The organism is Methylobacterium sp. B4 (assembly GCF_003201865.1).
Classification (GTDB): domain Bacteria; phylum Pseudomonadota; class Alphaproteobacteria; order Rhizobiales; family Beijerinckiaceae; genus Methylobacterium.
In genome coordinates this window covers 243,343-267,089 of the sequence record NZ_QJJJ01000004.1, presented here as the reverse complement: position 1 = coordinate 267,089, position 23,747 = coordinate 243,343, and the positions used below count along the sequence as shown (strand labels likewise).

23 protein-coding genes are annotated in these 23,747 nt (G+C 70.1%); 14 read left to right on the top strand and 9 right to left on the bottom strand.

What is annotated here, in order from left to right:
- Positions 1 to 19: 19 nt before the first annotated feature.
- From BY998_RS08430 to BY998_RS08420, 3 genes are read right to left on the bottom strand one after another with little or no spacing between them, the layout of a single operon-like run.
- A complete protein-coding gene (locus tag BY998_RS08430; RefSeq protein WP_110351187.1) occupies positions 20 to 958 on the bottom strand; it encodes a GDP-L-fucose synthase in 939 nt (312 codons plus the stop codon).
- A 10-nt stretch (positions 959 to 968) separates the two neighbouring features.
- On the bottom strand, positions 969 to 1,940 hold the full coding sequence (locus tag BY998_RS08425) for an NAD-dependent epimerase/dehydratase family protein (RefSeq protein WP_110351186.1): 972 nt from the start codon (positions 1,938 to 1,940) through the stop codon (positions 969 to 971).
- Positions 1,937 to 3,274 carry a nucleotide sugar dehydrogenase gene (locus BY998_RS08420; protein ID WP_110351185.1) on the bottom strand — a complete coding sequence of 446 codons (1,338 nt, stop codon included), beginning with the start codon at positions 3,272 to 3,274 and terminating at the stop codon, positions 1,937 to 1,939. Before BY998_RS08420 ends, BY998_RS08425 begins: the two co-directional genes overlap by 4 nt.
- Positions 3,275 to 3,696: 422 nt before the next feature.
- On the opposite strand from BY998_RS08420, the gene BY998_RS08415 reads away from it, so the two are divergent.
- The 8 genes from BY998_RS08415 (at position 3,697) to BY998_RS08380 (ending at position 11,546) form a co-directional block, all read left to right on the top strand.
- Positions 3,697 to 3,885, top strand: a complete 189-nt coding sequence (locus tag BY998_RS08415; RefSeq protein WP_245421528.1) for a hypothetical protein — start codon at positions 3,697 to 3,699, stop codon at positions 3,883 to 3,885.
- 319 nt (positions 3,886 to 4,204) lie between these two features.
- The gene (locus BY998_RS08410) at positions 4,205 to 7,135 is read left to right on the top strand and encodes a monovalent cation/H+ antiporter subunit A (protein ID WP_110351184.1); all 2,931 of its coding nucleotides are present in this window, start codon (positions 4,205 to 4,207) and stop codon (positions 7,133 to 7,135) included.
- Positions 7,135 to 7,503: a Na+/H+ antiporter subunit C gene (locus BY998_RS08405; RefSeq protein WP_110351183.1), complete on the top strand. Its 369-nt coding sequence runs from the start codon at positions 7,135 to 7,137 to the stop codon at positions 7,501 to 7,503. Before BY998_RS08410 ends, BY998_RS08405 begins: the two co-directional genes overlap by 1 nt.
- Positions 7,500 to 9,101, top strand: a complete 1,602-nt coding sequence (locus tag BY998_RS08400; protein ID WP_110351182.1) for a monovalent cation/H+ antiporter subunit D — start codon at positions 7,500 to 7,502, stop codon at positions 9,099 to 9,101. Before BY998_RS08405 ends, BY998_RS08400 begins: the two co-directional genes overlap by 4 nt.
- Positions 9,098 to 9,598, top strand: coding sequence for a Na+/H+ antiporter subunit E (locus tag BY998_RS08395; RefSeq protein WP_110351181.1), 501 nt, complete (start codon positions 9,098 to 9,100; stop codon positions 9,596 to 9,598). The genes BY998_RS08400 and BY998_RS08395 overlap by 4 nt, the downstream gene beginning before the upstream one ends.
- On the top strand, positions 9,595 to 9,885 hold the full coding sequence (locus BY998_RS08390; protein WP_110351180.1) for a K+/H+ antiporter subunit F: 291 nt from the start codon (positions 9,595 to 9,597) through the stop codon (positions 9,883 to 9,885). The genes BY998_RS08395 and BY998_RS08390 overlap by 4 nt, the downstream gene beginning before the upstream one ends.
- Positions 9,882 to 10,223: a monovalent cation/H(+) antiporter subunit G gene (mnhG, locus tag BY998_RS08385; protein ID WP_110351179.1), complete on the top strand. Its 342-nt coding sequence runs from the start codon at positions 9,882 to 9,884 to the stop codon at positions 10,221 to 10,223. The genes BY998_RS08390 and mnhG overlap by 4 nt, the downstream gene beginning before the upstream one ends.
- Before the next feature lie 588 nt (positions 10,224 to 10,811).
- Positions 10,812 to 11,546, top strand: coding sequence for a Crp/Fnr family transcriptional regulator (locus tag BY998_RS08380; RefSeq protein ID WP_110351178.1), 735 nt, complete (start codon positions 10,812 to 10,814; stop codon positions 11,544 to 11,546).
- Positions 11,547 to 11,575: 29 nt separating this feature from the next.
- Here BY998_RS08380 and BY998_RS08375 read toward each other — a convergent pair whose 3' ends face one another.
- From BY998_RS08375 to BY998_RS08365, 3 genes are read right to left on the bottom strand one after another with little or no spacing between them, the layout of a single operon-like run.
- Positions 11,576 to 13,390, bottom strand: coding sequence for a long-chain-acyl-CoA synthetase (locus BY998_RS08375; protein ID WP_181425460.1), 1,815 nt, complete (start codon positions 13,388 to 13,390; stop codon positions 11,576 to 11,578).
- Positions 13,391 to 13,404: 14 nt separating this feature from the next.
- The gene (locus BY998_RS08370) at positions 13,405 to 14,400 is read right to left on the bottom strand and encodes a homoserine O-succinyltransferase (RefSeq protein WP_110351176.1); all 996 of its coding nucleotides are present in this window, start codon (positions 14,398 to 14,400) and stop codon (positions 13,405 to 13,407) included.
- Between the two features lie 32 nt (positions 14,401 to 14,432).
- Entirely contained in the window at positions 14,433 to 15,725 is a 1,293-nt protein-coding gene (locus BY998_RS08365; protein ID WP_110351175.1) for an O-acetylhomoserine aminocarboxypropyltransferase/cysteine synthase family protein, read from the bottom strand.
- Between the two features lie 438 nt (positions 15,726 to 16,163).
- Here BY998_RS08365 and BY998_RS08360 point away from each other — a divergent pair, with 438 nt between their 5' ends.
- Positions 16,164 to 16,598, top strand: coding sequence for a cupin domain-containing protein (locus BY998_RS08360; protein WP_110351174.1), 435 nt, complete (start codon positions 16,164 to 16,166; stop codon positions 16,596 to 16,598).
- A gap of 22 nt (positions 16,599 to 16,620) precedes the next feature.
- Complete coding sequence (locus BY998_RS08355) at positions 16,621 to 17,502, top strand: branched-chain amino acid aminotransferase (RefSeq protein ID WP_110351173.1); 882 nt, start codon at positions 16,621 to 16,623, stop codon at positions 17,500 to 17,502.
- Positions 17,503 to 17,755: 253 nt separating this feature from the next.
- On the opposite strand, the gene BY998_RS25035 is transcribed toward BY998_RS08355, so the two are convergent.
- The 3 genes from BY998_RS25035 to BY998_RS08345 all read right to left on the bottom strand — a co-directional run bounded on the left by BY998_RS25035 (position 17,756) and on the right by BY998_RS08345 (position 20,090).
- The gene (locus tag BY998_RS25035) at positions 17,756 to 17,884 is read right to left on the bottom strand and encodes a hypothetical protein (RefSeq protein WP_280952890.1); all 129 of its coding nucleotides are present in this window, start codon (positions 17,882 to 17,884) and stop codon (positions 17,756 to 17,758) included.
- Between the two features lie 50 nt (positions 17,885 to 17,934).
- Complete coding sequence (locus BY998_RS08350; RefSeq protein WP_110351172.1) at positions 17,935 to 18,183, bottom strand: hypothetical protein; 249 nt, start codon at positions 18,181 to 18,183, stop codon at positions 17,935 to 17,937.
- A 200-nt stretch (positions 18,184 to 18,383) separates the two neighbouring features.
- Positions 18,384 to 20,090: a thiamine pyrophosphate-binding protein gene (locus BY998_RS08345; RefSeq protein ID WP_110351267.1), complete on the bottom strand. Its 1,707-nt coding sequence runs from the start codon at positions 20,088 to 20,090 to the stop codon at positions 18,384 to 18,386.
- A 355-nt stretch (positions 20,091 to 20,445) separates the two neighbouring features.
- Between BY998_RS08345 and BY998_RS08340 the strand changes: the two genes are divergently transcribed.
- The 4 genes from BY998_RS08340 to BY998_RS08325 all read left to right on the top strand — a co-directional run bounded on the left by BY998_RS08340 (position 20,446) and on the right by BY998_RS08325 (position 23,739).
- Positions 20,446 to 20,967 carry a flavin reductase family protein gene (locus BY998_RS08340; RefSeq protein ID WP_110351171.1) on the top strand — a complete coding sequence of 174 codons (522 nt, stop codon included), beginning with the start codon at positions 20,446 to 20,448 and terminating at the stop codon, positions 20,965 to 20,967.
- Between the two features lie 188 nt (positions 20,968 to 21,155).
- Positions 21,156 to 21,428, top strand: a complete 273-nt coding sequence (locus BY998_RS08335; protein ID WP_110351170.1) for a phosphopantetheine-binding protein — start codon at positions 21,156 to 21,158, stop codon at positions 21,426 to 21,428.
- Between the two features lie 132 nt (positions 21,429 to 21,560).
- Positions 21,561 to 22,763, top strand: a complete 1,203-nt coding sequence (locus BY998_RS08330) for an acyl-CoA dehydrogenase family protein (protein WP_110351169.1) — start codon at positions 21,561 to 21,563, stop codon at positions 22,761 to 22,763.
- Between the two features lie 43 nt (positions 22,764 to 22,806).
- Positions 22,807 to 23,739 (top strand): amino acid--[acyl-carrier-protein] ligase, encoded by a 933-nt coding sequence (locus tag BY998_RS08325; RefSeq protein WP_110351168.1) that lies wholly within the window; start codon positions 22,807 to 22,809, stop codon positions 23,737 to 23,739.
- Positions 23,740 to 23,747 lie beyond the last annotated feature (8 nt).

The following is a 23,747-nucleotide window of genomic DNA, read 5'->3' as shown; positions in this document are numbered from 1 at the left end:
ACGCGCGCTCCCATCAGTCTCAGGCATCGGCCACGTTTTCGCGAAACCAAGCATAGGTCTGCGCGATGCCCTCGCGCAGCGGGACCTTCGGCTCCCAGCCGAGACCCCTCAGCCGGTCCGCCGACATCAGCTTGCGCGGGGTGCCGTCGGGCTTGCTCGGATCGCGCACGATCTCACCCTCGAACCCGACCACGTCGCAGACCAAGCGGGTCAGGTCATAGATCGGGATGTCCTCGCCCGAGCCGACATTGACGTGCTCGTCCTGCGAGTAGGTCTTCATCAGGTGGACGCAGGCGTCGGCGCAGTCGTCGACGTGCAGGAACTCGCGGCGCGGCGAGCCGGTGCCCCAGATCACCATCTCCTTCGCCCCGTTCAAGCGCGCCTCGTGCGCCTTGCGGATCAGGGCCGGTAGGACGTGGCTCGAGTTCAGGTCGAAATTGTCGCCCGGCCCGTAGAGGTTGGTCGGCATGGCCGAGATGAAGTCGCGGCCGTGCTGCTTGCGATAGGCCTGGGCCAGCTTGATGCCGGCGATCTTGGCGATCGCGTACCACTCGTTGGTCGGCTCCAGCGACCCGGTCAGGAGGCTTCCCTCGACGATCGGCTGCTCGGCGAATTTCGGATAGATGCAGCTGGAGCCGAGGAACAGCAGCTTGGCCACCTCCGCGCGGAAGGCCGCCTCGATGACGTTGGCCTCGATCATCAGGTTTTCGTAGAGGAAGTCGGCGGGATAGGTCGCGTTGGCGAGGATGCCGCCGACCTTGGCCGCCGCCAGGAAGACGGCGTCCGGCCGGCGGTCCCGCATCCAGGCGCGCACGGCAGCCTGGTCGCACAGGTCCAGCTCCGCCCGGGTGGCGGTGAGGATCTCGCAATCCTCACGTCTGAGACGCCGCACCAGGGCGCTGCCGACGAGGCCGCGATGTCCGGCGACGAAGACGGTCTTGCCCGCCAAGCTGTCCATGGGTCGGCCCTTACAGAAGCGGGTTGGCATCGGTCGGGGCGGGGTTCGCGCGGTACCACGCGACCGTGCGCTCGATGCCCTGAACCAGGGAGACGGAGGGCGCGTAGCCGATCGCCTGCATCTTGCCGATATCGGGGCAGCGGCGCGGCGTCGCCCCGGCAGCGGCCGGACCGGCGATCAGCGCGACGCGGGTGCCCATCGCTTCCGCGGTGATCCGGGCGAGATCGCGGATCGCGACCTCCTCGTTCGAGCCGATATGGTAGACGTTCATCGTCTCGCCCGACCGCCACATGCGGACGATGCCGTCCACGACGTCATCGACGTAGCAGAAGGCCCGCGTCTCGCTGCCGTCGCCCTGGAGCGTGATCGAGCCGCCGTCGCCCGCCGCGACGATCTTCTCGATCAGCTGCGGCACGACGTGCTTCCAGCCCATGTCCGGGCCGTAGACGTTGTGGGGCCGGAAGACCTGGACCTTGCGCAGCTTGTCCCGGCAATAGTTGAAGGCGATCAGTTCCGAGATCAGCTTCGAGCCGCCGTAGGAATAACGCGGATTGAGCGAATCCGGGATCACCATCTCGATGTCCTCGTTCGTCGGCACCACCCGCGGGGTCTGATAGACCTCGGCCGAGGAGGCGACGACGAGATCGGGCACGCCGGCCTCGATGCAGGCCTCCGAGACCGCGAGCGCCCCGCGCACGCCGACATCGAGAACGAGCTGCGGCTGCTTGTAGAAATTCTCCGTCCCGTTGACGGCGGCGAGGTGGAAGACGCACTCGACGCCGGCGAGCGCCTCGACCAGGGCCTCCTTGTCGCGCACGTCGAGCGTCACCCGCCGGATCGCGCCCTGCGCCCCGGCCAGGCGCGATTCCTGGCCGCGGATGTAGTTGTCGATCGCGACGACCGTGTGCCCCTCGGCGAGGAGCGCCCGGGTCAGGTGCGCGCCGATGAAACCGCCCGCGCCGGTAACAGCCACTGTGCTCATTGGAACTTGCCTACGAGGTTGCCGACGGTGACGTAACGATGCTCCAGAACCTCCGCCGGCATCTCGCTGAGGTTGTTCCAGTAATCGTAAACGAAGGCGTCATCCGACATGGTGCCGATGATGGTTTCGAGGTCGAGCTTCGAATATTCCGGGTGATTGTTGGCGATGACGAGCACGTCCGCGCCCTCGCAGGCCGTATGCAGGTCCTCGTAAGGCGAAATTCCGGACGAGATCGCCCGGATGTTCTCCATGGGCACGACGCTGTCGTAGACCCGGATCTCGGAAAACTGCTCGCTGGCCATCATCTCGCGGATGACGTGCAGCGACATCGACCCGCGCAGATCGTCCGTCTCCGGCCGGCCCTTGAAGGCGAGGCCGGCCACGACCGCCCGGTAGGGACCGGCGCGGCGCGCCTTCAACCGCTGCAGGATGTTGCCCACGGTCTCGCAGGGCTGGCGCTCGTTCACCAGCCGGGAGGCGGCGGTGATCTCGAGATTGATGCCCTGGCCGGCGACCGAGGAGAGCAGGATGTGCGGGTCCTTCTCCAGGCAGGGCCCGCCGACGAGGCCGGGTGCGGCGACGTTGGTGCGGGTGTAGCCGAGCTTGCCGTAGCGGATCACGTCGTTGGCGTTGATGCCGAGCGCGTCGCAGGCCCGCGCCACCTCGTTGGCGAAGGCGAAACGGACGTCCCGCGAGGTGTTGTCGACGAGCTTGATCATCTCCGCCGTCTCCGGGCTCGCGACCCGGACGATGGTGTGCGTGAGGCGGCTGAACAGGGTGGCGGCGTTGTCGGTCGCCTCGGGCGTCTCGCCGCCGACGATCTGCGGCAGGTTGATGAGTTCGCGCATGGCGTCGCCCTCGAGCGTCCGCTCCGGGCACATGGCGAGGTGGTAGGACTTGCCGGTGCGCTCGAGGATCGGCTTCACCACGCCGGTGGTCGTGCCGATGCGGACGGTCGAGCGCAGGATCACCGTCGCGCCCTCCGAGAAGTGCTCGGCCACCTCGCGGGTCGCCTCCTCGATCATGTCGAGGCGGGGCTCGTGGGACTGCGGGTGGAGCGGCGTGCCGACGGTGATGATGTAGTACTCCGCGCCCGGCACCTCCGCCGTCGTCGTGCTGGCGACGAAGCGGCCCTTGCGCACCACGTCGGCGAGCGCGGATTGGAGGCCGACCTCGGCGAAGTGCGGCACCCCGGCATTGGTCTTCTCGACGACCTCGGCCCGCTTCTCGACGCCGTAGACCTGGACGCCCCGGCGGGCGAGCGCGACCGACAGGGTCAGGCCGACATAGCCCAGGCCGATGACGACGACGGTGGGCGCTTTTCTCGCTTCCATGGCTGGGCCCCGTACTCGGTGGGCCTGCGAACGAGCGTGTTCGATCGAAGGCCGGGATGCGGCGACCGGCCCTTCGGCACGGTCCCTCGCGATTGATCTCCCGCCCCGTTCAGCAAGGCCCGTGCCCGCCAAAACACGTTCCAGAACGGGATTTCTGGCCCACTGCCGGACAATTGCGGCGGCAAGCCTGGAGATTTCGGGACTTGCCCGTCAATTCCGTTCCGAATTCGGCAAACATCGTTCAGGGCCGATCTGAATTTTCATCCACGCGGCCGATCGCCTCGGCTCCGGCCCCGGCTCGCGCAGGCAACACTTGGCAGGTCTTTCCGTTTGACTGCGGCAACGCCGGAAGCGCGACCGCGCGGACGGCTCGAGAGAGGATGATGCGGATGCCGGTTCGGATGACCCAGGAGAGGCAGGCGGTGAACGAAGGACAGCGTCAGGTCGTGGTGCGGGTGCTGTTCGACCCGACCGATGCCGATCGCGGCTTCGTCGAAGTGGCTGCCACCGTCCGCGTGCCCGACATCGCCTCGGAGGCGCAGAACGAGAGCGCCGCGCGGCAGATGGCGCGGCAGGCGCTCGAACGGGCACTGACAGCCTTCCCCCTTTGAGTTTCCCCCGCCCGCGGCGGCGCTTGCGAAAAGTCCGCCGTGATTGCGGACCGTTCCTGTGGCGCAGCGGTGGCGGCGTGGCCATGGCGGGACCCCTGCGCGAAACCCGAGAGACCGCCGCGTCATGTGCGGTTTCTCACGCGACGCAATCACGGGTATCGATTCCGCTTTCGTGTCCGCCCCCCCGACCGGGTATGCCCTGATCACACTCGCGTGCCATTTGCGTGCCGTCCCGCCCGTCGGGCGGGTCGTCCCGGCATGCCGATCCGAGCCAACCTCCCCGTCGGGCCGGTCCCGAGCCTCCATCTCGCCAGGGTTGATGTCGTCCAACGCTCTTCTCGCCACGGCCTCCGTCCTGCCCTTCGCCGGGGCCGTGCTCGTGGGTGCCTTGCCGAGCCGGGCGCGCAACGCCGCCGCCGCCCTCACCGGGCTCGTCACGCTGATCTGCCTCGGCTGCATCCTGGCGCTGACCTCGCAGCTCTCCGCGGGCGGCCGGGTCGTCCACACCGTCGAGTGGCTGCCGAGTCTCGGCGTCAATCTCGTCCTGCGTCTCGACGGGCTCGCCTGGCTCTTCGCGGTCCTGGTGCTCGCCATCGGCACGCTGGTGGTGCTCTACGCGCGCTACTACATGGCCGCCGCCGATCCCGTGCCGCGGCTGTTCTCCTACTTTCTGGCCTTCGTGGGCGCGATGCTCGGCATCGTTCTGGCCGGCAACCTGATCCAGCTCGTCCTGTTCTGGGAACTGACGAGCATCGTCTCGTTCCTGCTCATCGGCTACTGGTACGACAACGCCGCAGCCCGTGACGGCGCGCGCATGTCGCTCACGATCACGGCGGCCGGCGGCCTCTGCCTCCTGGTCGGCACCATCCTGATCGGGCGCATCGTCGGCAGCTACGACCTCGACACCGTGCTGGCCTCGGGCGACACCATCCGCAACAGCCCGCTCTACCTGCCGACCCTGGTGCTGGTGCTCGCGGGCGCGCTCACCAAGTCGGCGCAGTTCCCGTTCCACATCTGGCTGCCGCGGGCGATGGCCGCGCCGACGCCGATCAGCGCCTACCTGCACTCGGCCACGATGGTGAAGGCCGGCATCTTCCTGATGATCCGGCTCTGGCCGGTGCTGTCGGGCACGGAGAGCTGGTACTGGATCGTCGGCGGGCTCGGCATGGCGACGCTGCTGATCGGCTCGTGGAGCGCGATCTTCCAGCACGACCTGAAGGGCCTGCTCGCCTACTCCACCATCAGCCATCTCGGGCTGATCACCCTGCTGCTCGGGCTCGACTCGCCGCTGGCCGTGGTCGCGGCGATCTTCCACACGGTGAACCACGCGACCTTCAAGGCCTCGCTGTTCATGGCGGTCGGCATCATCGACCACGAGACCGGGACGCGGGACATGCGCCGCCTCTCCGGGTTGTGGCGGGCCATGCCCTATACGGGCACGCTGGCGATGGTCGCGGCGGCCGCGATGGCCGGCGTTCCGCTGCTGAACGGCTTCCTGTCGAAGGAGATGTTCCTGTCGGAGGCCGTCGACAACATCGACGACCACCCGCTCCACTACGCCCTGCCGGTGCTGGCGACCTTGGCCAGCGCCTTCACGATGCTCTACTCGCTGCGCTTCATCCGCCAGACCTTCTTCGGACGCCCGCCCCACGACCTGCCGCACACCCCGCACGAGCCGGTGCGCTGGATGCGCATCCCGATCGAGATGCTGGTGCTGGCCTGCATCGCCATCGGCCTCGTGCCGAACCTGACCATCGGGCCGGCCCTGGAGCGGGCGGTGCAGGCGGTGTTCGGGGCGGCCTCGCCCTCCTACAGCCTCGCGATCTGGCACGGCTTCAACGCGCCGCTGGCGCTCAGCATGATCGCGCTGTTCGGCGGCGTGGCGCTCTACTTCCTGTTCGGGCGGCGCATCAACACCAACCCCCGCGGCGGCCCCTGGCTGATGGACCGGCTCGACGGCGGCTGGCTGTTCGAGCGGACGATGACCGGCCTCACCGTCGGAGCCCGTTGGCTGGAGCGGGTCGCGGGGGCCGAGCGCCTGCAGGCGCAGCTGCGCATCCTGTTTCTCACGGCCCTCGTGGCGTCGCTGGGCGTGGGAGTGATCCGCGGCTTCGCCCTGCCGGTCGCCGTTCACCAGACGGGCTTCGATCCGGCCTTCGCGCTGATGTGGATCGTCGGCGCCGCCTGCGCCGTCGGCGCGGCGGAGCGGGCGAAGTATCACCGCCTGACGGCGACGATCTTCGTCGGCGGCGCCGGCCTCGTCAGCAGCCTGACCTTCCTCTGGCTCTCGGCCCCCGACCTCGCGGTGACGCAGATCCTGGTCGAGATCGTCACCACCGTGCTCCTGCTGCTCGGCCTGCGCTGGCTGCCCAAGCGCGACGCGGACATCCCCGCGCCCGCCTCGGAGCGGGCGCGGGCGCGCCGCCGCCGGCTGATGGATCTCGGCATCGCCGCCGCGGTCGGCCTCGGCATGGCGGGGCTGGCCTACGCGGTGATGACCCGCCCGGCCGGCGACGGCATCGCCCGCTGGTTCGTGGAGGAGGCCTATCCGAAGGCGGGCGGGCGCAACGTCGTCAACGTGCTCCTCGTCGATTTCCGCGCCTTCGACACGCTCGGCGAGATCTCGGTGCTCGGCGTGGTCGGGCTCACGGTGTTCGCGCTGCTGCGCCGGTTCCGCCCGGCGCCCGACAGCCTGGAGCGGCCCAAGCAGCAGCACCACCACGACGCCTACGACCGCGCCCGCGAGGGCCGGAAGCCCGGCGACACAACCGCCGACGCCATGCTGGTGCCGCAGGTGGTGATGACGTGGCTGTTCCCCTTCATCGTGCTGCTGTGCCTGCACCTGTTCCTGCGCGGGCACGACCTGCCGGGCGGCGGCTTCGCGGCGGGCATCGCGCTCACCATCGGCTTCACCCTGCAATACATGGCCCACGGGGCGCAGTGGGTGGAGGAGCGCCTGCGCATCCAGCCGATCTCGTGGATCGGCCTCGGCCTGCTGATCTCGGTCCTGACCGGCGCCGCCTCCTGGCTGTTCGGGCGGCCGTTCCTCACCACCTACTTCGCCTATTGGGAGCTGCCCTTGGTCGGGAAGATTCCGGCCGCGAGCGCCCTGCTGTTCGATCTCGGGATCATGGTGCTCGTGGTGGGCGCGAGCGCGCTGATGCTGGTCGCGCTGGCGCACCAGTCCCTGCGCCGCACCCGCAGCGCGGAGGCCGAGGCGGAGCGGATCGAAGAGAGGGAGACCGCCTGATGGAGATCGTCCTCTCGATCGGCATCGGCCTGTTCGCCGCCTCGGGCGTCTGGCTGATGCTGCGCCCGCGCACCTTCCAGGTCGCGCTCGGGCTGTCGCTCCTGAGCTACTCGGTCAACCTGTTCATCTTCGCCATGGGCCGGCTGACGGTCGGCGCGCCGCCGGTGCTGGGCAAGGGCGCCGAGGTGGTCTCGGTCGACGATCCGGTGCCCCAGGCCCTGGTGCTGACCGCCCTGGTGATCAGCTTCGCGCTCACCGCCCTGTTCCTCGTCGTGCTGCTGGCCGCCCGCGGCGTCACCGGCAACGACCATGTCGACGGCCGCGAGCCGCACGAGGCCGAGCCCCATCCGGGGAATCCGCATCCATGACCGCAGGATCCTTGAACAACGAAACCCTCGGCACCTGGGCCGACCACCTCGTCATCCTGCCGATCGTGCTGCCCATCGCGGTGGCCGGCGTGATGTTCCTGCTCGACGAGCGCCGCCGCCGCCTGAAGGAGGGGCTTGCCACCGCCACGGTGCTGGTGCAGCTCGCGACCGCGATCGCCCTGTTCGTGCGGGTCGGCACCGCCGCGGAGGTCTACCGCCTCGGCAACTGGGCCGCACCCTACGGCATCGTGCTGGTGGCCGACCGGCTCTCGGCCATGATGCTCGTGCTCGCGAGCCTCTTGGGCCTGGCCGCCCTCGTCTTCTCCTTCGCCCGCTGGAGCCGCGCGGGGCCGCGCTTCCACGGCCTGTTCCTGCTGCTGCTGATGGGCGTGAACGGCGCCTTCCTCACCGGCGACCTGTTCAACCTGTTCGTCTTCTTCGAGGTGATGCTGGCGGCCTCCTACGGGCTCGTGCTGCACGGCTCGGGCGAGACGCGCATCCGCACGGGGCTCGGCTACATCGCCGTCAACCTCGTCGCCTCGCTTTTCTTCCTCGTGGGCGTCAGCCTGATCTACGGCACCATGGGCACCCTCAACATGGCCGACCTCGCCCGGCGCCTCGCGGCGCCCTCGGCGGAGACGACCCTGTTCGAGATCGGCTGCGCCGTCCTCGGCATCGCCTTCCTCATCAAGTGCAGCGCCTGGCCGCTCGGCTTCTGGCTGCCGACGACCTATGCCGCCGCCACCGCCCCGGCGGCGGCGATCCTCGCCATCCTCAGCAAGGTCGGCGTCTACGTCGTGGTCCGCCTCAGCCTGCTCCTGTTCGGCGCGGGCAGTTCGGAAGGCTTCGGGCAGACCTGGATCCTCGCCGCGGGGCTGGCCACGATCGCCTACGGCACGGTCGGCATCATGGCCGCCCGCGAACTGACCCGGGCGGCGGGCTATGCCGTGATGATCTCGTCGGGCACCGTGCTCGCGGCGCTCGGCACCGGCCGCGAGGGCACGCTGTCGGGGGCGCTCTACTACCTCGTGGGCTCGACCTTCGCCGCCGGCGCGCTGTTCCTGCTGGCCGAGATCCTCCAGCGCGGGCGCGACCCGGCCGACGCCGCCCAGCCCGTCTTCGCCGACGAGTACCGCGACCCGTTCGACGATGCGGGCGCGACCGAGATCGGCCGGGCGATGCCCGCCGCGGTGGCGATCGTCAGCGGCGGCTTCCTGCTCTGCACGCTGATGCTCGCGGGCATCCCGCCGCTCGCGGGCTTCGTCGGCAAGCTGGCGATGTTCTCCGGGCTCGCGAGCGGGACGATGACGGCCGCGTCCTGGGGGCTGATCGCCGCCCTGACGCTGTCCAGCCTCGGGACACTGGTTCCCCTGGTCCGGCTCGGCATCTTCAGCCTGTGGGTGCCCCACGACGACCCGCCGCCGAGGCTGCGCTCGCCCGAATTTGCGGCGCTCGCCGGCCTTCTCGCGGCCTGCGTGGCGCTCGTTCTGTGGGGCGGGCCCGCGCTGGCCTACGCCGAGGAGACCGTGCGCTGGCTCGCGCAGCCGCAGGACTACATCCGCGCCGTGCTCGACGGGGCCACGGGAGCGGGATCATGAGCCGAGCCCTTTCCCGCCTCGTGCCGTATCCGCGCCTCTCGGCCGGCCTCACGCTGATGTGGCTGCTCCTGAACGCGCCGCTGACCCCGGGCAGCGCGCTCATGGCCCTCGCACTCGGCCTGCTGGTGCCCGGCGTGATGCGGGCCCTGCGGCCGAAGGGCGTGCGGGTGCGCCGTCCCGGCACGATCCTGCGGCTCCTCGCCCTCGTCCTCTACGACATGCTGCGCTCCAACATCGACGTGGCGAAGATCATCCTCGGCCTGCGCCGCGGCGAGCGGCGCACCGGCTTCGTCTCGGTCCCCCTCGACCTGCGCGAGCCGATCGGGCTGTCCGTGCTGTCGATCATCCTCACGGGCACGCCCGGCACGCTCTGGGTTCAGTACGATTCCCATACCGGGCGCCTGCTGATGCACATCCTCGACCATAGCGAGGGCGACGACTGGGTCCGCCGGGTGAAGGACCGCTACGAGCGCCCCCTGATGGAGATCTTCTCGTGAGCGCCGTGACCGTCTCCGTCCTCGATTGGGGCCTCGGCCTCGCCCAGGGGATGCTGGTGCTGGCGATGGCGCTCGCCACGTGGCGGATGCTGCGCGGCCCCCGCGCCCAGGACCGTATCCTCGGCCTCGACACGCTCTACCTCAACGGCATGCTGGCGATCGTCGTCCACGGCATGCGCACCGGCAGCGGGCTCTATTTCGAGGCCGCCCTGATCCTCGGCATGATCGGCTTCACCGCGACCGTGGCGCTCGCCAAGTTCCTGATGCAGGGCGAGGTGGTGCAGTGACCGGCGAGAACCTGCCCGCCTGGGCCGCCTGGATCGTGGTGGCGCTCGCCGTGGCCGGCGCCGGCTTCTCGCTCACGGGCGCGCTCGGCCTCATCCGCCTCAAGACCTTCTACGAGCGCGTCCACGCCCCGACGCTCGGCGCGACCCTCGGCACGGCCCTGATCCTGGCCGGGTCGATGCTGCTGCTCTCGCTGATCGAGGGCCGGTTCGTCCTGCGCGATGCGCTGATCGGCGTGTTCATCAGCGTGACCACGCCGGTCACGATGCTGCTGCTGGCCCGCGCCGCCGCCCACCGCGACCGCACCGAGAAGAACCCGGGCGCGCCGCCCGAGCCGTAAGCGTCGGCCTCGGGCGGGGCGATCCGGCGCTTCGACGTCATGGCCGCCGACCGGCACCCTTTGAAGATCCTCCGGACCGGGTCGTGCGCGCGAGGGGTCGGGCGCCGATCGCTGAGGCGCAAGGCCGGCATCGGCGCGCACCATGTCGACGTGGCCCGTTTCGGCAAAAAAGGGCCTTCCCTGTTCCTGAAGCGACTCGGGGGCCCGGCGGTAATCCGGCTCCCGCGACGCGTTGCGGGCGCGGGTGGTTTGGTCGCGCCGAAGCGCCCGCTCCGGATCGTACAGACGCCCGGAGAAAGGCACCTCGATCAGCATCTCGCCGAGGGCGTCTGCAAGGACGAAGGTGGAGAGGATCGGGCTCATACCCGCGCGTGCGAAATCCGCCAGCACGAGCCCGTAATGGTCGAGATCGAGACCATGCCGGCGTGCGCCGGTGGAAATAGAACGGGGGCAAGGGACCCTGGCAACCGGTTACGATGCGCAGGCGGCGTGTTTCAGTCTAGCGCAAGGCGTCGCGACCTGATCTCACATGCATCGGCGTCGATGTGATCTGCGGCACCGGCCGGCTTGTGCTGCGAGGAAACCTCCATGCTCGATCCCCTTTTGGCGAAGCTCGAGCCGCTCACGCATCTCTCGGATGACGATCGACGCGCCTTGCAGGCCCTGGCGGGCCGGCCGGCGCGCCGCTACGAGCCCGACACGATCATCGTGCGCGAGGGCGAGGACCCGCAGATGGTGCGCCTCCTCCTCTCGGGCTGGGCGCACCACTACAAGGAACTCCCGGACGGGCGCCGCCAGATGGTGGCGCTGTCCCTGCCCGGAGACCTGCGCGGCTTCGACACGGACATGCTCTCCGAGATGGACCACTCGATCGGCGCACTCAGCGCGGTGACGCTGATCGAGATCCGGCTGGCGGCCTTCGAGGAGATGATGTCCGCCCATCCCCGCGTGATGCGCGCGCTGCACCGGCAGGCGCTGGTCGACGCGGCGGTGCAGCGCGAATGGCTGCTGAACCTCGGCCGGCGCACCGCCACCGAGCGTCTGGCCCACCTGTTCTGCGAACTGTTCCACCGGCTGCGGGGGATCGGTCAGACGGAGGGCAACGCCTGCGACATTCCCCTGACGCAGGCCGATCTCGCCGACTTGGTCGGCATCACGCCGGTCCATGTCAGCCGCGTGCTGCAGACGCTGCGGGCGCAGCAGCTGATCGCGCTGAGGGGACGCCGGCTCACCCTTCCGAACCTCCAGGCCCTGGAGCGGGCGGCCCTGTTCAATCCGCGCTATCTCCGGCTCGGTCGGATCGGAGCGCGCGCCGAGGCCTGAGCAAGGCTCGGCGCTCGGACCCGCTTCCGTCACAGCCGCAGGGTGCCGGCCGCGAGTTCCGCGTACAGGGCCGCGTCGATCCGGCGATAGGCGCCGTCGTGATCGAGGTAGAGCGGATCGTCGGTCCGGGCCGGGTCGAAGCCCTCTTCGGCGAGCGCCGCCTTCTTCTGCTTGAAGGTCTCGGTGTGGCCGAGTTCGTCGCTCAGGCGCAGGAAGAGCGGCCGGGCGTAAGGAGGCAGGCGCCGGGCCAGGGCGGCGTGCAGCTGCGCGAGGTCGAAATCCGGCCCGATGGCGAGCGCCGCCATGCCGGCCCGCCCCTCGGCCCCCGGCACAGGCACGCCGTAGACGTTGGCCTCGCGCACGCCCTCGACCCGGTGCAGCGCCTCGGCCACCTCGGTGGTGGCGACGTTCTCGCCCTTCCAGCGGAAGGTGTCGCCGATCCGGTCCACGAAGTAGAAGAAGCCCTGCGCGTCCCGGCGCATCAGATCGCCGGTGCGCATCCAGGCATCGCCCGGCGCGCAGACGTCGCGCAGGATCTTGCGCGCGCTCTCCTGCGTGCTGGTATAGCCCTCGAAGGTGTATTCGGCCCGGTCCGAGAGCCGCCCGAGCAACTCGCCGGCCTCGCCGAACGCGGCGGGGATGCAGCGCCCCGCCGCATCGCGGGCGGGCAGGCCGGTCTGCGCGTCGTGCCGCACGATCAGGGCCGGGGAGCGCCGGGCCATGAAGGGAGGCACGCGCCCCACCGCGCCGACCTTGCCCTCGACGTTGTAGAGCGAGAGCGTGCCCTCCGTGGCGGCATAGAATTCGAGGATGCGCGGCACGGCAAAGCGCGCCTGGAAGGCCTCCCACACCTCGGGCCGCATACCGTTGCCGGTGCAGAGTCTCAGGGAATGGGCGTACTCGGCCGGATCGGGGGGCGCCAGCGTGAGGTAGCGGCACAGCTCGCCGATATATTGAAACAGGGTCGCGCCGCTCGATGCCACGTCGGCCCAGAACCGGCTCGCCGAGAACTTTTCGCGGATCACCACGGAGCCGCCGCCGAGCAGCACCGAGCCCGGTGCCACCACGCCGCCGACGCTGTGGTAGAGCGGCAGGCAATCGTACATCCGATCCTGCGGCGTCGGTTCGATCAGCCCGGCGAACCAGTGCGTCCACATCATCACCCGGTGGTGGCTCACCCGGGCCGCCTTGGGCAGGCCGGTGGTGCCGGAGGTGTAGATCAGGAGCGCCGGGTCGCGCAGCGTCACGGCGGGCGCCTCGTCGGGGCCGAGCGGCGCGTCGCGGAAGGCTGCGGCCGCGGCGGCGAGCGGTGCGGCGGCGTCCCGTCCCTGCCAGACGATCTCCGGCGGCGCGTCGAGATGGGGCAGGGCGCCCTGCCACGCCTCGGCGAGTTCGGTGCCGGCGATCAGCAGGCGCGGTGCGGCGACAGCGATGCAGTGGGCGAGACCGCGCTCGCGCAGGTTGGTGTTGAGCAGAGCCACGCAGATCCCGACCCGGCTCAGGCCGAGCCAGATCGCGAGATAGTCCGGGCCGTTGCGCATCAGCAGGGCGACGGTATCGCCCCTGGTCAGCCCCCGCGCCAGCGCCCAGCGGGCGTAGCGGTTGCGGCGGCTCGCGAAATCCCGGTGGCTCAGGGTCTCCTCGGTGCCGATCAGGGCCGGCGCGTCGCCCTGGGCCTGCGCGACCTCGTCGAGGACGAGCGGGAAGATCCGCTGCGGCTGCGCGTCGATCCGGGCCGTGCGCGCCAGCGCGCCGATCCAGCCGGCGCTGGAGGAGGCGCGCGGCGGGCCGGCGGCTTCGGGTGCGGCATCCTCGATCGTCGCCGCGCGGGGAGTGGCCGACATCGCCATAGCCCCCCTCAAGCCGCGAGCGGTCTGGCGCGCTGCGCCGCCACCAGCCCGAGCCAGTTGCAGAACAGCCCGGCCGCGCCCTCCTGCCAGCCGTTGGGCCGGGGCGGGGTGGAGGCCATGGTCGGAAACTCGGCGTGCAGGGCGGACGAGCGCTGGCTCTGCGCCCAGCCGGCGAAGGTGGCGAGGTGCCGGGCCGCATCTTCGGCGTAGTAGTTCTCGGGCAGGTCCGGGCAGGTCTCGCGCTCGCCCTCCAGGAAGCGGCCCATGTCGCGGCGGTATTCGCGGGCGAGGGTGTCCGTCTCGTATTCCGGGTGGCCCTGCAGGAAGACCATCAGGGCCCCGCTCTTCTCGCGCACGAACAGGTCGGCGCCGACCTCTTCCGAGCGGCGCAGGATCCGGTAGCCGCGGGCGATCAGGTCCGCCTCGGGCAGGTCGTTCCAGCGCGAATGCGGCACCGGCACGCGCGCGGGAAGTCCCGCCAGGAGCGGGTGGGCGGCGGTGGCAGTGCAGTCGTAGACGCCGGAATGCTTCGCGGGCAGCCGGCGGCGCTCGATTCGGTCGAGGTGCAGCACGGCGGCGTGCGCGGCCAGACACGAGAACAGGGTCGGCAGGCCGGTCGCGGCCGCCCAGTCCACCACGCCCGCGAGCGTCGCGAAGTAGGGCTCCTCGTCGAGGCGTGCGGCCTTCGGTTCGGCGCCGGTGATCACGAGGGCGTCGAGGCCCGCCCCGGCGAGGGCGCCTCCGGGCTCGTAGAAGCGGTCGAGATGTGCCCGGGCGAGCGGTCCCCGCTTCACGCTGTCGAGGCTGAACAGGCGCAAGTCCGCCCTGGGGCCGATCAGGCCGCGGAACTGCCGCTCGGTCTGGACGAGGGCGGCGTCCGGCATGTTGTTGAGGAGGCCAACCCGCAGGGACGGCACCGGCTCGGCGTCGGGCTGGCCGAACCCGCTCGACGTGTCCCGGTCCGGCTCCGCCGGATGCGTTCTCGCGATACCAAGATCCAGCATGGCGGGTCTCCTTTCGAACGGGGCGGAAAGGGTCAGGCCGCGAGCGCGGCAGGTCTCGCGGCGGCAAGCGCCTGGTCGAGATCCTCCAGGATGTCGTCGATATGCTCGATGCCGACGCTGAGCCGGATCGTCTCCGGCAGGACGCCCGCGACCCGTTGCTCGTCGCGGGTCATCTGCCGGTGCGTGGTCGAGGCCGGGTGGCAGGCGAGCGATTTGGCGTCGCCGATATTGACGAGGCGCTTGACCAGCTTGAGGGCGTCGTAGAACGCCTTGCCGCCCTCGAACCCGCCCTCGACGCCGAAGGTGAGGAGCGAGGAACCCTCGCCCTTCAGGTACTTGCGGGCCATCGGGTGGTTCGGGCTGTCGGGAAAGCCCGCGTAGTTCACCCAGGCGATCTGCGGGTGTGCCCGGAGGTGCTCGGCGACCTTGCGGGCATTCTCGACATGGCGCTCGACGCGGAGCGCCACGGTCTCGATGCCTTGGAGCAGCAGGAAGGCGGACATCGCCGGCAGCACCGCGCCGGTGGTGCGCTGGTACACGCTGCGGGCGCGGGCCGCGAAGGCGCCGCGGCCGAAATGCTCGGCGTAGATGAGCCCGTGATACGAGACGTCCGGGGTGGTGAACATCGGGAAGCGCTCGGGGTGGGCCGCCCAATCGAAGCGTCCGGAATCGACCACGATGCCGCCGAGCGTGGTGCCGTGGCCGCCCATGAACTTGGTGAGCGAGGCGACGACGATGTCGGCTCCGTAATCGATCGGCCGCATCAGGATCGGGGTGGGCACGGTGTTGTCGACGACGAGGGGCACGCCGTGCGCGTGGGCCACGGCCGCCAGGGCCTCGATGTCGCAGATGTTGCCGGCCGGATTGCCGATCGATTCGCAATAGACCGCGCGGGTGTCGCCATCGATCAGCGCCGCGATGTCCTCGGCCCGGTCGCTCGCGGCGAAGCGGCAGGTGATGCCCTGCCGGGGCAGGACGTGGGCGAGCAGGGTATGGGTCGTGCCGTAGAGTTGCGGCACGGCGACGATGTTGCCGCCGTGATCGGCCAGCGTGGCGATGGCGTAGTGCAGGGCCGCCTGCCCCGAGGCGACGGCGAGCGCGGCGTGGCCGCCCTCCAGCTCCGCCACGCGCCGCTCCAGAACCGCGACGGTGGGATTGGCGATCCGGCTGTAGCGAAAGCCCTCTTCCTCCAGGTTGAACAGGGCCGCGCCGTGATCGGCGCTGTCGAAGGCGTAGGCCACGCTCTGGTAGATCGGCACCGCCACGGCGTGCGTCGTCGGATCTTGGTCGAAGCCGGCGTGAACGGCGATCGTTTCGCTGCGCATGGTGGGATGTCGTCCGAGGAACCGCAGGGTCGGGACGGCAAGCGCAAGGCCGGGACCAGACGGGGCCGTGCCGAAACGGGATGACCGGCCGCGCGCCCTGTCGATCCCTGTCCCGCTCCGCGGCGCCCTGTGCGCGCCTTGCACAAAGGGGAAAGGGGTTGAGCGCGCGGCGCGCGCGGACCGGCCCGGCCGTTTCGTCCAGATGTTCCGACCGCCGGAGCGCGTCCCAAATCGGATCATCCGTTTCAATTCGGATCTCGTCGACGCTCTCGACTGAACAGACGATCCGATCGATTGGACTGATCTCGAACGCGTTCATCATAAAGCGACCTTCGACTTGCCCATCCGGCCCGGTCGTGATCTCCGTGTGCTGGGTTGCTCCGGAACAGGTCCGGATATCCGTCCACCGACAGCGAGGCTGACGTGTCGAACACCGCGATGATTCCGTCCGTGACCTCGGTCGAGCTGCGCGCCGCGCCGATCGTGCCGAGCTGGATCCACGAGGGTCAGCCGACGGCGCGCAACACGATGCTCTCGCGCAGCGCCGACGGCCTGGCCTGGACGCTGGTCTGGGACTGCACCGCCGGCCGGTTCGAGTGGCACTACGACATCGACGAGACGATCCACTTCATCGAGGGCTCGGCCACGATCAGCGACGGGATCTCGCCGGCCAAGACCTTCCGGGCCGGCGACGTGCTGTTCATCCCCCGCGGCGCGGTCTGCCACTGGCACGTCGAGCGCTACGTGCGGAAGGTCGCCTTCTGCCGGAAGACGCAGCCGAAGGTGGTGGCGCTCGCCCTGCGCGCGGCGGGCAAGGCCAAGCGGATGCTGAGCCGCCGCGCCGGCACCGGCGGCGCGCTCGAAGCCGCTTGAGGGGCAGGGAGGCCCGGCCGCGATGACGCCATCCCATCACGACACGTCAAACCAAGACACCTGGACCTTCTTCGAGCGCGCGTGGCACCCCGGGAACGTCCGGATCATGGGGCCGCGCACCCACGGCGCGTGGCTCGGCTCGACGGTGTTCGACGGTGCCCGCGCCTTCGAGGGCGTCACGCCCGACCTCGACCTGCATCTGGCCCGCGTCAACCGCTCGGCCACGGCGCTCGGACTCGAGCCGAAGGTCGGCGTCGAGGAATGGACGCGCCTCGTCGCGGAGGGCCTGACGCGCTTCGCGCCCGAGGCCGAACTCTACATCCGCCCGATGTACTGGGCCGAGAGCGGCTTCGCCGGGGGCGTACGCTTCGATCCCGCCTCCACCAACTGGTGCCTGTCGCTCTACACGGCGCCGATGCCGCTGCCCTCGGGCATCCGGGCGACGCTCTCGCCCTTCCGCCGCCCCTCCATCGAGGTGGCACCCGTCGATGCCAAGGCCGGCTGCCTCTATCCCAACGGAGCCCGGGCGCTGACCGAGGCGCTGTCGCGCGGCTTCGGCAACTGCCTGATGCTCGACGGTCTCGGCAACGTCGCCGAGTTCGCCAACGCCAATGCGTTCTTCGTGAGGGACGGGGTGGTCTATACGCCGGTCCCGAACGGCACGTTCCTCGCCGGCATCACTCGCGCCCGCGTCCTCGCGCTGCTGGGCGGGGCCGGCGTCACGGTGGTGGAGAAGACGCTGCGCTACGAGGATTTCCTCGGTGCCGACGAGGTCTTCACCGCCGGCAACTTCGCCAAGGTCGCCCCGGTCACCGGGCTCGACGACGTGCGCTTCGAGCCGGGGCCGATCTTCCGCATGGCGCGGCAGCTCTATTGGGATTTCGCGCACGGGCGGCTGAGCTGACGGCCCGTTCCGGAACCGTTCGATCCAGCCGAACCTTCGAAGCACTGCGGATCGTATCCGTCAGAAACGGCGTGGCACCGTCCTCGCCGACGAAGCGGCTGCTCGAACCGGATGAGGCGCACGGTCGTCCGATCCGCCCTCGGCGGCAGCAACAACGCAAGACCGCCGGGGTCCAGTATCGAGCAGCCTAGCCACATGCTTGCGCCCTCTGGAAAAGCGGCACGGCATGCGGATCGGGATGTCGTCGCACGCCTCAGCGGGTGGCGGATCTCACGGTCGTGGAGACGATGTTCTTGGTGGACGGTGCGGCGGCGATGACCTTGCTCACCGCTTTCTTCGGCTTCTTCGTCTCACGATTGCCGCGCTTCTTTTCGTTGGCCATGGACGTGGCTCCCTGAACGTTGTCGTTTGCGGGATGAAAACCGGGCCGGTTCAAGTATGGCACCTCAGTGAGGCGGCCATCGGAAGAAGACCGGGCCAGTAGCGCGCGATGAAGCGTGCCCTGTCCCAAAGCTCGACCGGATGATCGTTCAGGAGCGCCAAGGCATGAGCCTTCGCTTCACCATCGGTGGTGGCGCGAATGAAGCGTCCGGGCCCTTTGCGACCGGCGCCTTCGAAATCATAGAGGCGATAGGACGACGAGGTGCCGCCGTTCTCACTGAATTGAATGATATTCGCCATGATCTCCGCCTGTTGATTCCAGGCGGGGACATCATGTGCCCTCAGCCATCGGAGCCTGAGGGTCGCCGTTCCGATGGTCAGATCACCCTGCGCCTTTCAGAACGATAAAGATAGTCCTTTGAAATACGTCGCCGACCCGCGTGAAACACGGTCTCGGCCGGCGCAGGGAAGGGCGGTCATCGGGGTGTCGGGAGGCACGTCTACCCGCCCGCCAGAGCCTTCTCGCGGATGGCCGCGAGGCTCGTTCCCGGCGCGATCGCATCCACGGAGAACTTCACGTGGATGATCGACGGGCGCCCGGCGGCGAGCGCCGCATCGAGCGCGCCCGGAAAATCCTCGGTCCGCTCCACCGTGAAGCCGACGCCGCCGAAGGCGCGGGCATAGGCCGCAAAATCCGGATTCACGAGGTCGGTGGCGCAGACGCGGCCGGGAAAATCCCGCTCTTGATGCATGCGGATCGTGCCGTAACTGGCATTGTCGGCAACGATGCAGACGATGTTGAGGCCGTACTGCACGGCGGTCGCGAATTCCTGGCCGTTCATCAGGAAGTCGCCGTCGCCGTTGATCGAGACCACGATCCGCTCCGGGTGGAGCCGCTTCATGGCGACCGCGGCGGGCACGCCGTAGCCCATCGAGCCGGAGGTCGGCGCCATGTGCGTCGCCAGCCGCCGGAAGCGGTAGAAGCGGTGAATCCAGGCGGCGTAGTTGCCCGCGCCGTTGCACAGGATCGCGTCGGAGGGCAGCGCCTCGCGAAGCGCGATCATCACCGCGCCGAGATTGACCGGGCCGGGCTGGGGCGTCGCCGTCTCGCTCCAGGCGCGATAGTCGGCATGCGCGCCCCGGGCGCTCTCCGACCAGGGCGTGGCGGCCGGCGCCGGCAGGCGCGCGAGTGCGGCGGCCATGCGGGTCGGCGCGGCGTTGATGGCCAGATGCGGGACGTAGACCCGGCCGAGTTCCTCCGGTCCCGGATGGATGTGGACGAGCCGCGTGCGCGGAGCCGGAATGTCGAGGAGCGAATACATCTGGCTCGCCACCTCGCCGAGGCGCCCGCCCAGCACGATCAGCAGGTCGGCGGCCTTGACCCGGGCGACGAGCTTGGGGTTGGCGGCAAGGCCGAGATCGCCCGCGTAGTTCGGGTGGAGCGGGTCGAACAGCGGCAGGCGCCGGTAGCTCGTGGCGACCGGAAGGTCGAAGCTTTCCGCAAAGGCGCGGATGTCGGCGTAGGCCCGCTCGTCCCAGCGGCTGCCGCCGAGCAGAAGGAACGGCGCCTGAGCCTCGCTCAGGAGCGCGGCCAGCCGCTCCAGGTCCTCGACGCCGGGCGCGGCCTCGACCGGCACGAAGGCCGGGGCGGAAGGGCCGGGGACGGCATCCTTCAGCATGTCCTTGGGCAAAGCCATCACCACCGGGCCGGGGCGGCCGCCCGTGGCGGCATGGAAGGCGCGCGAGACGTATTCCGGCATCCGCGCCCCGGTCTCGACCTCGGTGGCCCATTTGCAGATCGGGCCGAAGGCGGCGCGGTAATCGACCTCCTGCCACGCCTCGCGGTCGCGAAGCCCCCGCTCGATCTGGCCGACGAACAGGATCATCGGGGTCGAGTCCTGCTGGGCGATGTGGATTCCGGCCGAGGCGTTGGTCGCGCCGGGACCGCGGGTGACGAAGCAGATGCCCGGGCGCCCCGTCGCCTTGCCGTGCGCCTCGGCCATCATCGCCGCGCCCCCCTCCTGGCGGCAAACGGTGATCGTGATGCCCGATTCGTGGAGCGCGTCGAGCACCGGCAGGTAGCTCTCCCCCGGCACCGCGAAGACATGCTCGACGCCGTTGGCGACGAGCTGATCCACCAGCGCCCGGGCGGCATTCCGGCTGCCTGAACGGGGAAGCGTCTCGGCGGGCTCGGCGTCGGGGGACATCGCGCGCATCTCGGGTCGCCTCTCGTTTCGGCTGCGGCCGGCGTCCCGGATCGGGACCGCCGCCCGGCCCGACCCCCGGATCGTACCGGGACTGAACAGTTTCCGGCCCCTCCGGCCGGGTCCCGGACTTGCAAAGCTCAGCCGCAAGGACAGCAAACGACATAGCGATGAACCGATAACGACCGGTTTCGGCCGGCACGGAACGCACGCTCTTCGGGGCTTGCCGCAAGACCGACCCGACCCGCCGCCCCCGGCGCGGGCCGGCCCCTTCCCGGGATCGACCGACGGACTGCCCCACCATGCGCGCGCACCGGAGATCAGCGAACTCTTCTGCTCCCGCCGGAGGCCTCGCGTGATGGCCGCCGCCGCGATGGCGACCCCGCCGGCCGTCGACGCCCCGCTTCTGAAGCAGGCGATGCGCCGGCTGGCCGGGGGCGTGGTCGTCGTCACCGCCGGAATCGGCGAGGACCGGGCCGGTTTCACCGCCACCTCGGCCCTGTCCCTCTCGGTCGATCCGCCGACCATGCTGGTCTGCGTCGACCGTGCGGGCTCGACCTGGCCGGTCATCGCCCGGCGGCGGCATTTCTGCGTCAACATCCTCGGCGCCGACCAACAGGACGTGGCCGAGCGCTTCGCCGGGCTCGGCGGGTTGAGCGGGGCTGCCCGCTACCGCGGCTGCGACTGGACGATCATGCGATCGGGCGCCTCCGGCCTCGCGGGCGCGCAGGCCGTGGTCGATTGCGCGCTGGAGGAAGTGATCGAGCGGCACAGCCACGCGATCCTGCTCGGGGCGGTGCGCGAGATCCGGCTCAGCCGGGCCGAGGGCGCGACGCTCGTCTACGGCGGCGGACAATTCCTGCTCTTCGTCAGGAGCTGAACGACACGTCGATGCTTCAACGGATGACGTATTGAACCAATAGCTCGCAGTTAACCAATCGATACATTAACCGAAATCATTGACTTTCCCATCACGACCAAAAGAGTATTGATCTTATCAAATCATAGCTCGAAGCAGAAACAGCCGAAATCCGAGCCGATCTACCGAAACTCCAAGGGCTACAGTCGATGTCTCACCTCGTGCCAGCAAGCGTCGCGGAACGGACGATGAATCTCGCCTACGCGATCGCCGCGCGCCACGCGATCACGCCGGCCTTCGCCAAGGGGGACGCGCTGGTCGATGTCGGCCTCTCCTCCCTCGACCTCGTCAACCTGATGATCGCGGTCGAGGCGGAGTTCGACATCATGATCCCGCCCGCCAGCCTGACGCCGAAGAATTTCCACTCGATCGAAACCATCGCCCGGATGGTCGAGAGCGTGCGCGGCGCCGCCCACGCCTGACGCGGACGCCGCTCGCGCGCCGCACGAACCCTTCGCGACTCGCCAGCCCGGCCGGCTTCCCCCTCGAAGCCGAGCCATGGGAGCCGAGCCGCGGGAGCCAAGCCGTGGGAGCCAAGCCATGGAAGCCAAGCTATGACGATCCAACCCATGACCGTGCCGGACGGACGCGTCGAGGACGCGGCGGACCTGACCGCCCGCGCCACCGCCGCCGCAGCCATCGCCGCCACCTACGCGGACGCCGTGGACCGCGACGGGCGCTTTCCCGAGGAGGCCATCGCCGCCCTGCGCTCGCAGCGCCTGCTCGGTGCGGCCGTGCCGATTTCGCTCGGCGGGGAGGGCGCCCCGGTGCGGGCGCTCGCCGAGATCGCCTACCAACTGGGCCGGGCCTGCGCCTCCACGGCGATGATCTTCGCCATGCACCAGACCAAGGTCGCCTGCCTCGTCCGCCACGGGGCCGGCGAGCCCTGGCGCGACGGGCTGCTGCGCCGCATCGCCGATGCGCAGCTCCTGATGGCCTCCTCCACGACCGAGGGCCAGGGCGGCGGCAACGTGCGCGCTTCCGCCGCCGCGATCGAGATGGACGGCGGGGCAGTCACCCTGGAGCGCGCCGCCACCGTGATCTCCTACGGCGCGCAGGCCGACGGGATCGTCACCGTCGCCCGCCGCTCGGCCGAGGCCGGGTCCTCCGATCAGGTGCTCTGCGTCTTCCTGCGGGAGGATTACAGCCTGGAGCGCCTGAGCGGCTGGGAGACGCTGGGCATGCGCGGCACCTGCAGCAGCGGCTTCCACCTCAAGGCCCGCGGCCGCCCGGAACAGGTGCTCGCCGCCCGCTACGGCGACATCCACAACCAAACCATGACCCCGGTTTCGCACCTGCTCTGGTCGAGCGCCTGGGCCGGCATCGCGGCCTCCGCCGTCGAGCGGGCGCAGGCCTTCACCCGCACGGCGATGCGGGGAGCCGGCGGCGTCGCGCCCCCCGGCGCGCTGCACTACACCCGGGCCGTCTCCAGCCTGAAGCAGGCCCGCGCCCTCATCACGCAGGGGCTCGACCGGTTCGAGGCCGCCGAGGGCGATCCGTCCGCGCTCGCCGCGCTCGATTTCCAGACCGCGATCACGATGCTCAAGGTCGAAGTCTCGGATCTCGCGGTGGCGGTCGTGTCGAGCGCGCTGCGCGCCAACGGGCTGGCCGGCTACCGCCAGGACGGCCCCTTCAGCATCGGCCGGGCGCTGCGCGACATCCTCTCCGCGCCGATCATGATCCACAACGACCGGATCGTGGCCAATCTCGCCACCGCGACGCTGATGTCGCCCGTCGCCGCCTCGCTCGGCGCCTGAGGGCGCCCGCTCCCCGCATCGCCTGCCCGAGAGACTGCCCACCATGAACATGCCCGTGATGAATGCGCCGGCCTCCCCGCCCGCGACCGACCCGCTCGACGCCCTGTTCGACGTGATGTTCAAGCCGATGAACGCGCAGGGCGTCTACGCCCGCACGGGCGCCTACGAGTCGGTGGTCGAGGCGCTGGCCGCCTTCGTCTCGGCCCGCCGGGAGGACGGCACGGAGGTGTTCCGCTTTCCCCCCGTGATGAGCCGGGCGCATCTGGAGCGGCACGGCTACCTCAAGAGCTTCCCCAACCTGCTCGGCTGCGTCTCCTGCCTGGAGGGCAGCGAGGCGGAGATCCGCGCCTCGGCCGACCGGCATCTGGAGGGCGGCGACTGGACCACGGGCCTGCAGACCGCCGACCTCGTGCTGACGCCGGCCGCCTGCTACCCGGTCTACCCGATCGCCGCCGCGCGGGGGACGGTGCCGGCGACCGGCTACCGCTTCGACGTGGCCTGCGACTGCTTCCGCCGGGAGCCCTCGCGCCATCTCGACCGGCTGCAATCGTTCCGCATGCGCGAATACGTCCGCATCGGCACGCCGGAGCAGATCGTCGCCTTCCGCGAGAGCTGGATCGCGACCGCCACCGCCATGGCCGACGAACTCGGCCTGCCCTACACGGTCGAGACCGCGAGCGACCCGTTCTTCGGCCGGCTCGGCCAGATCATGGCCTTCAGCCAGCTCGAACAGGCATTGAAGTTCGAGCTGCTGATCCCGCTGCGCGGAGCCGCCGCCGGCACCGCCTGCATGAGCTTCAATTATCACCGCGAGCATTTCGGCACGACCTGGGGCCTGACGCTGGCCGACGGCGAGCCCGCCCATACCGGCTGCGTCGCCTTCGGCATGGACCGGCTCGCCGTGGCGCTGTTCGCCACCCACGGCGCGCGCGTCGCGGACTGGCCGGCCTCCGTCCGCTCCGCCCTGAAGCTCTGAGCGGGCGC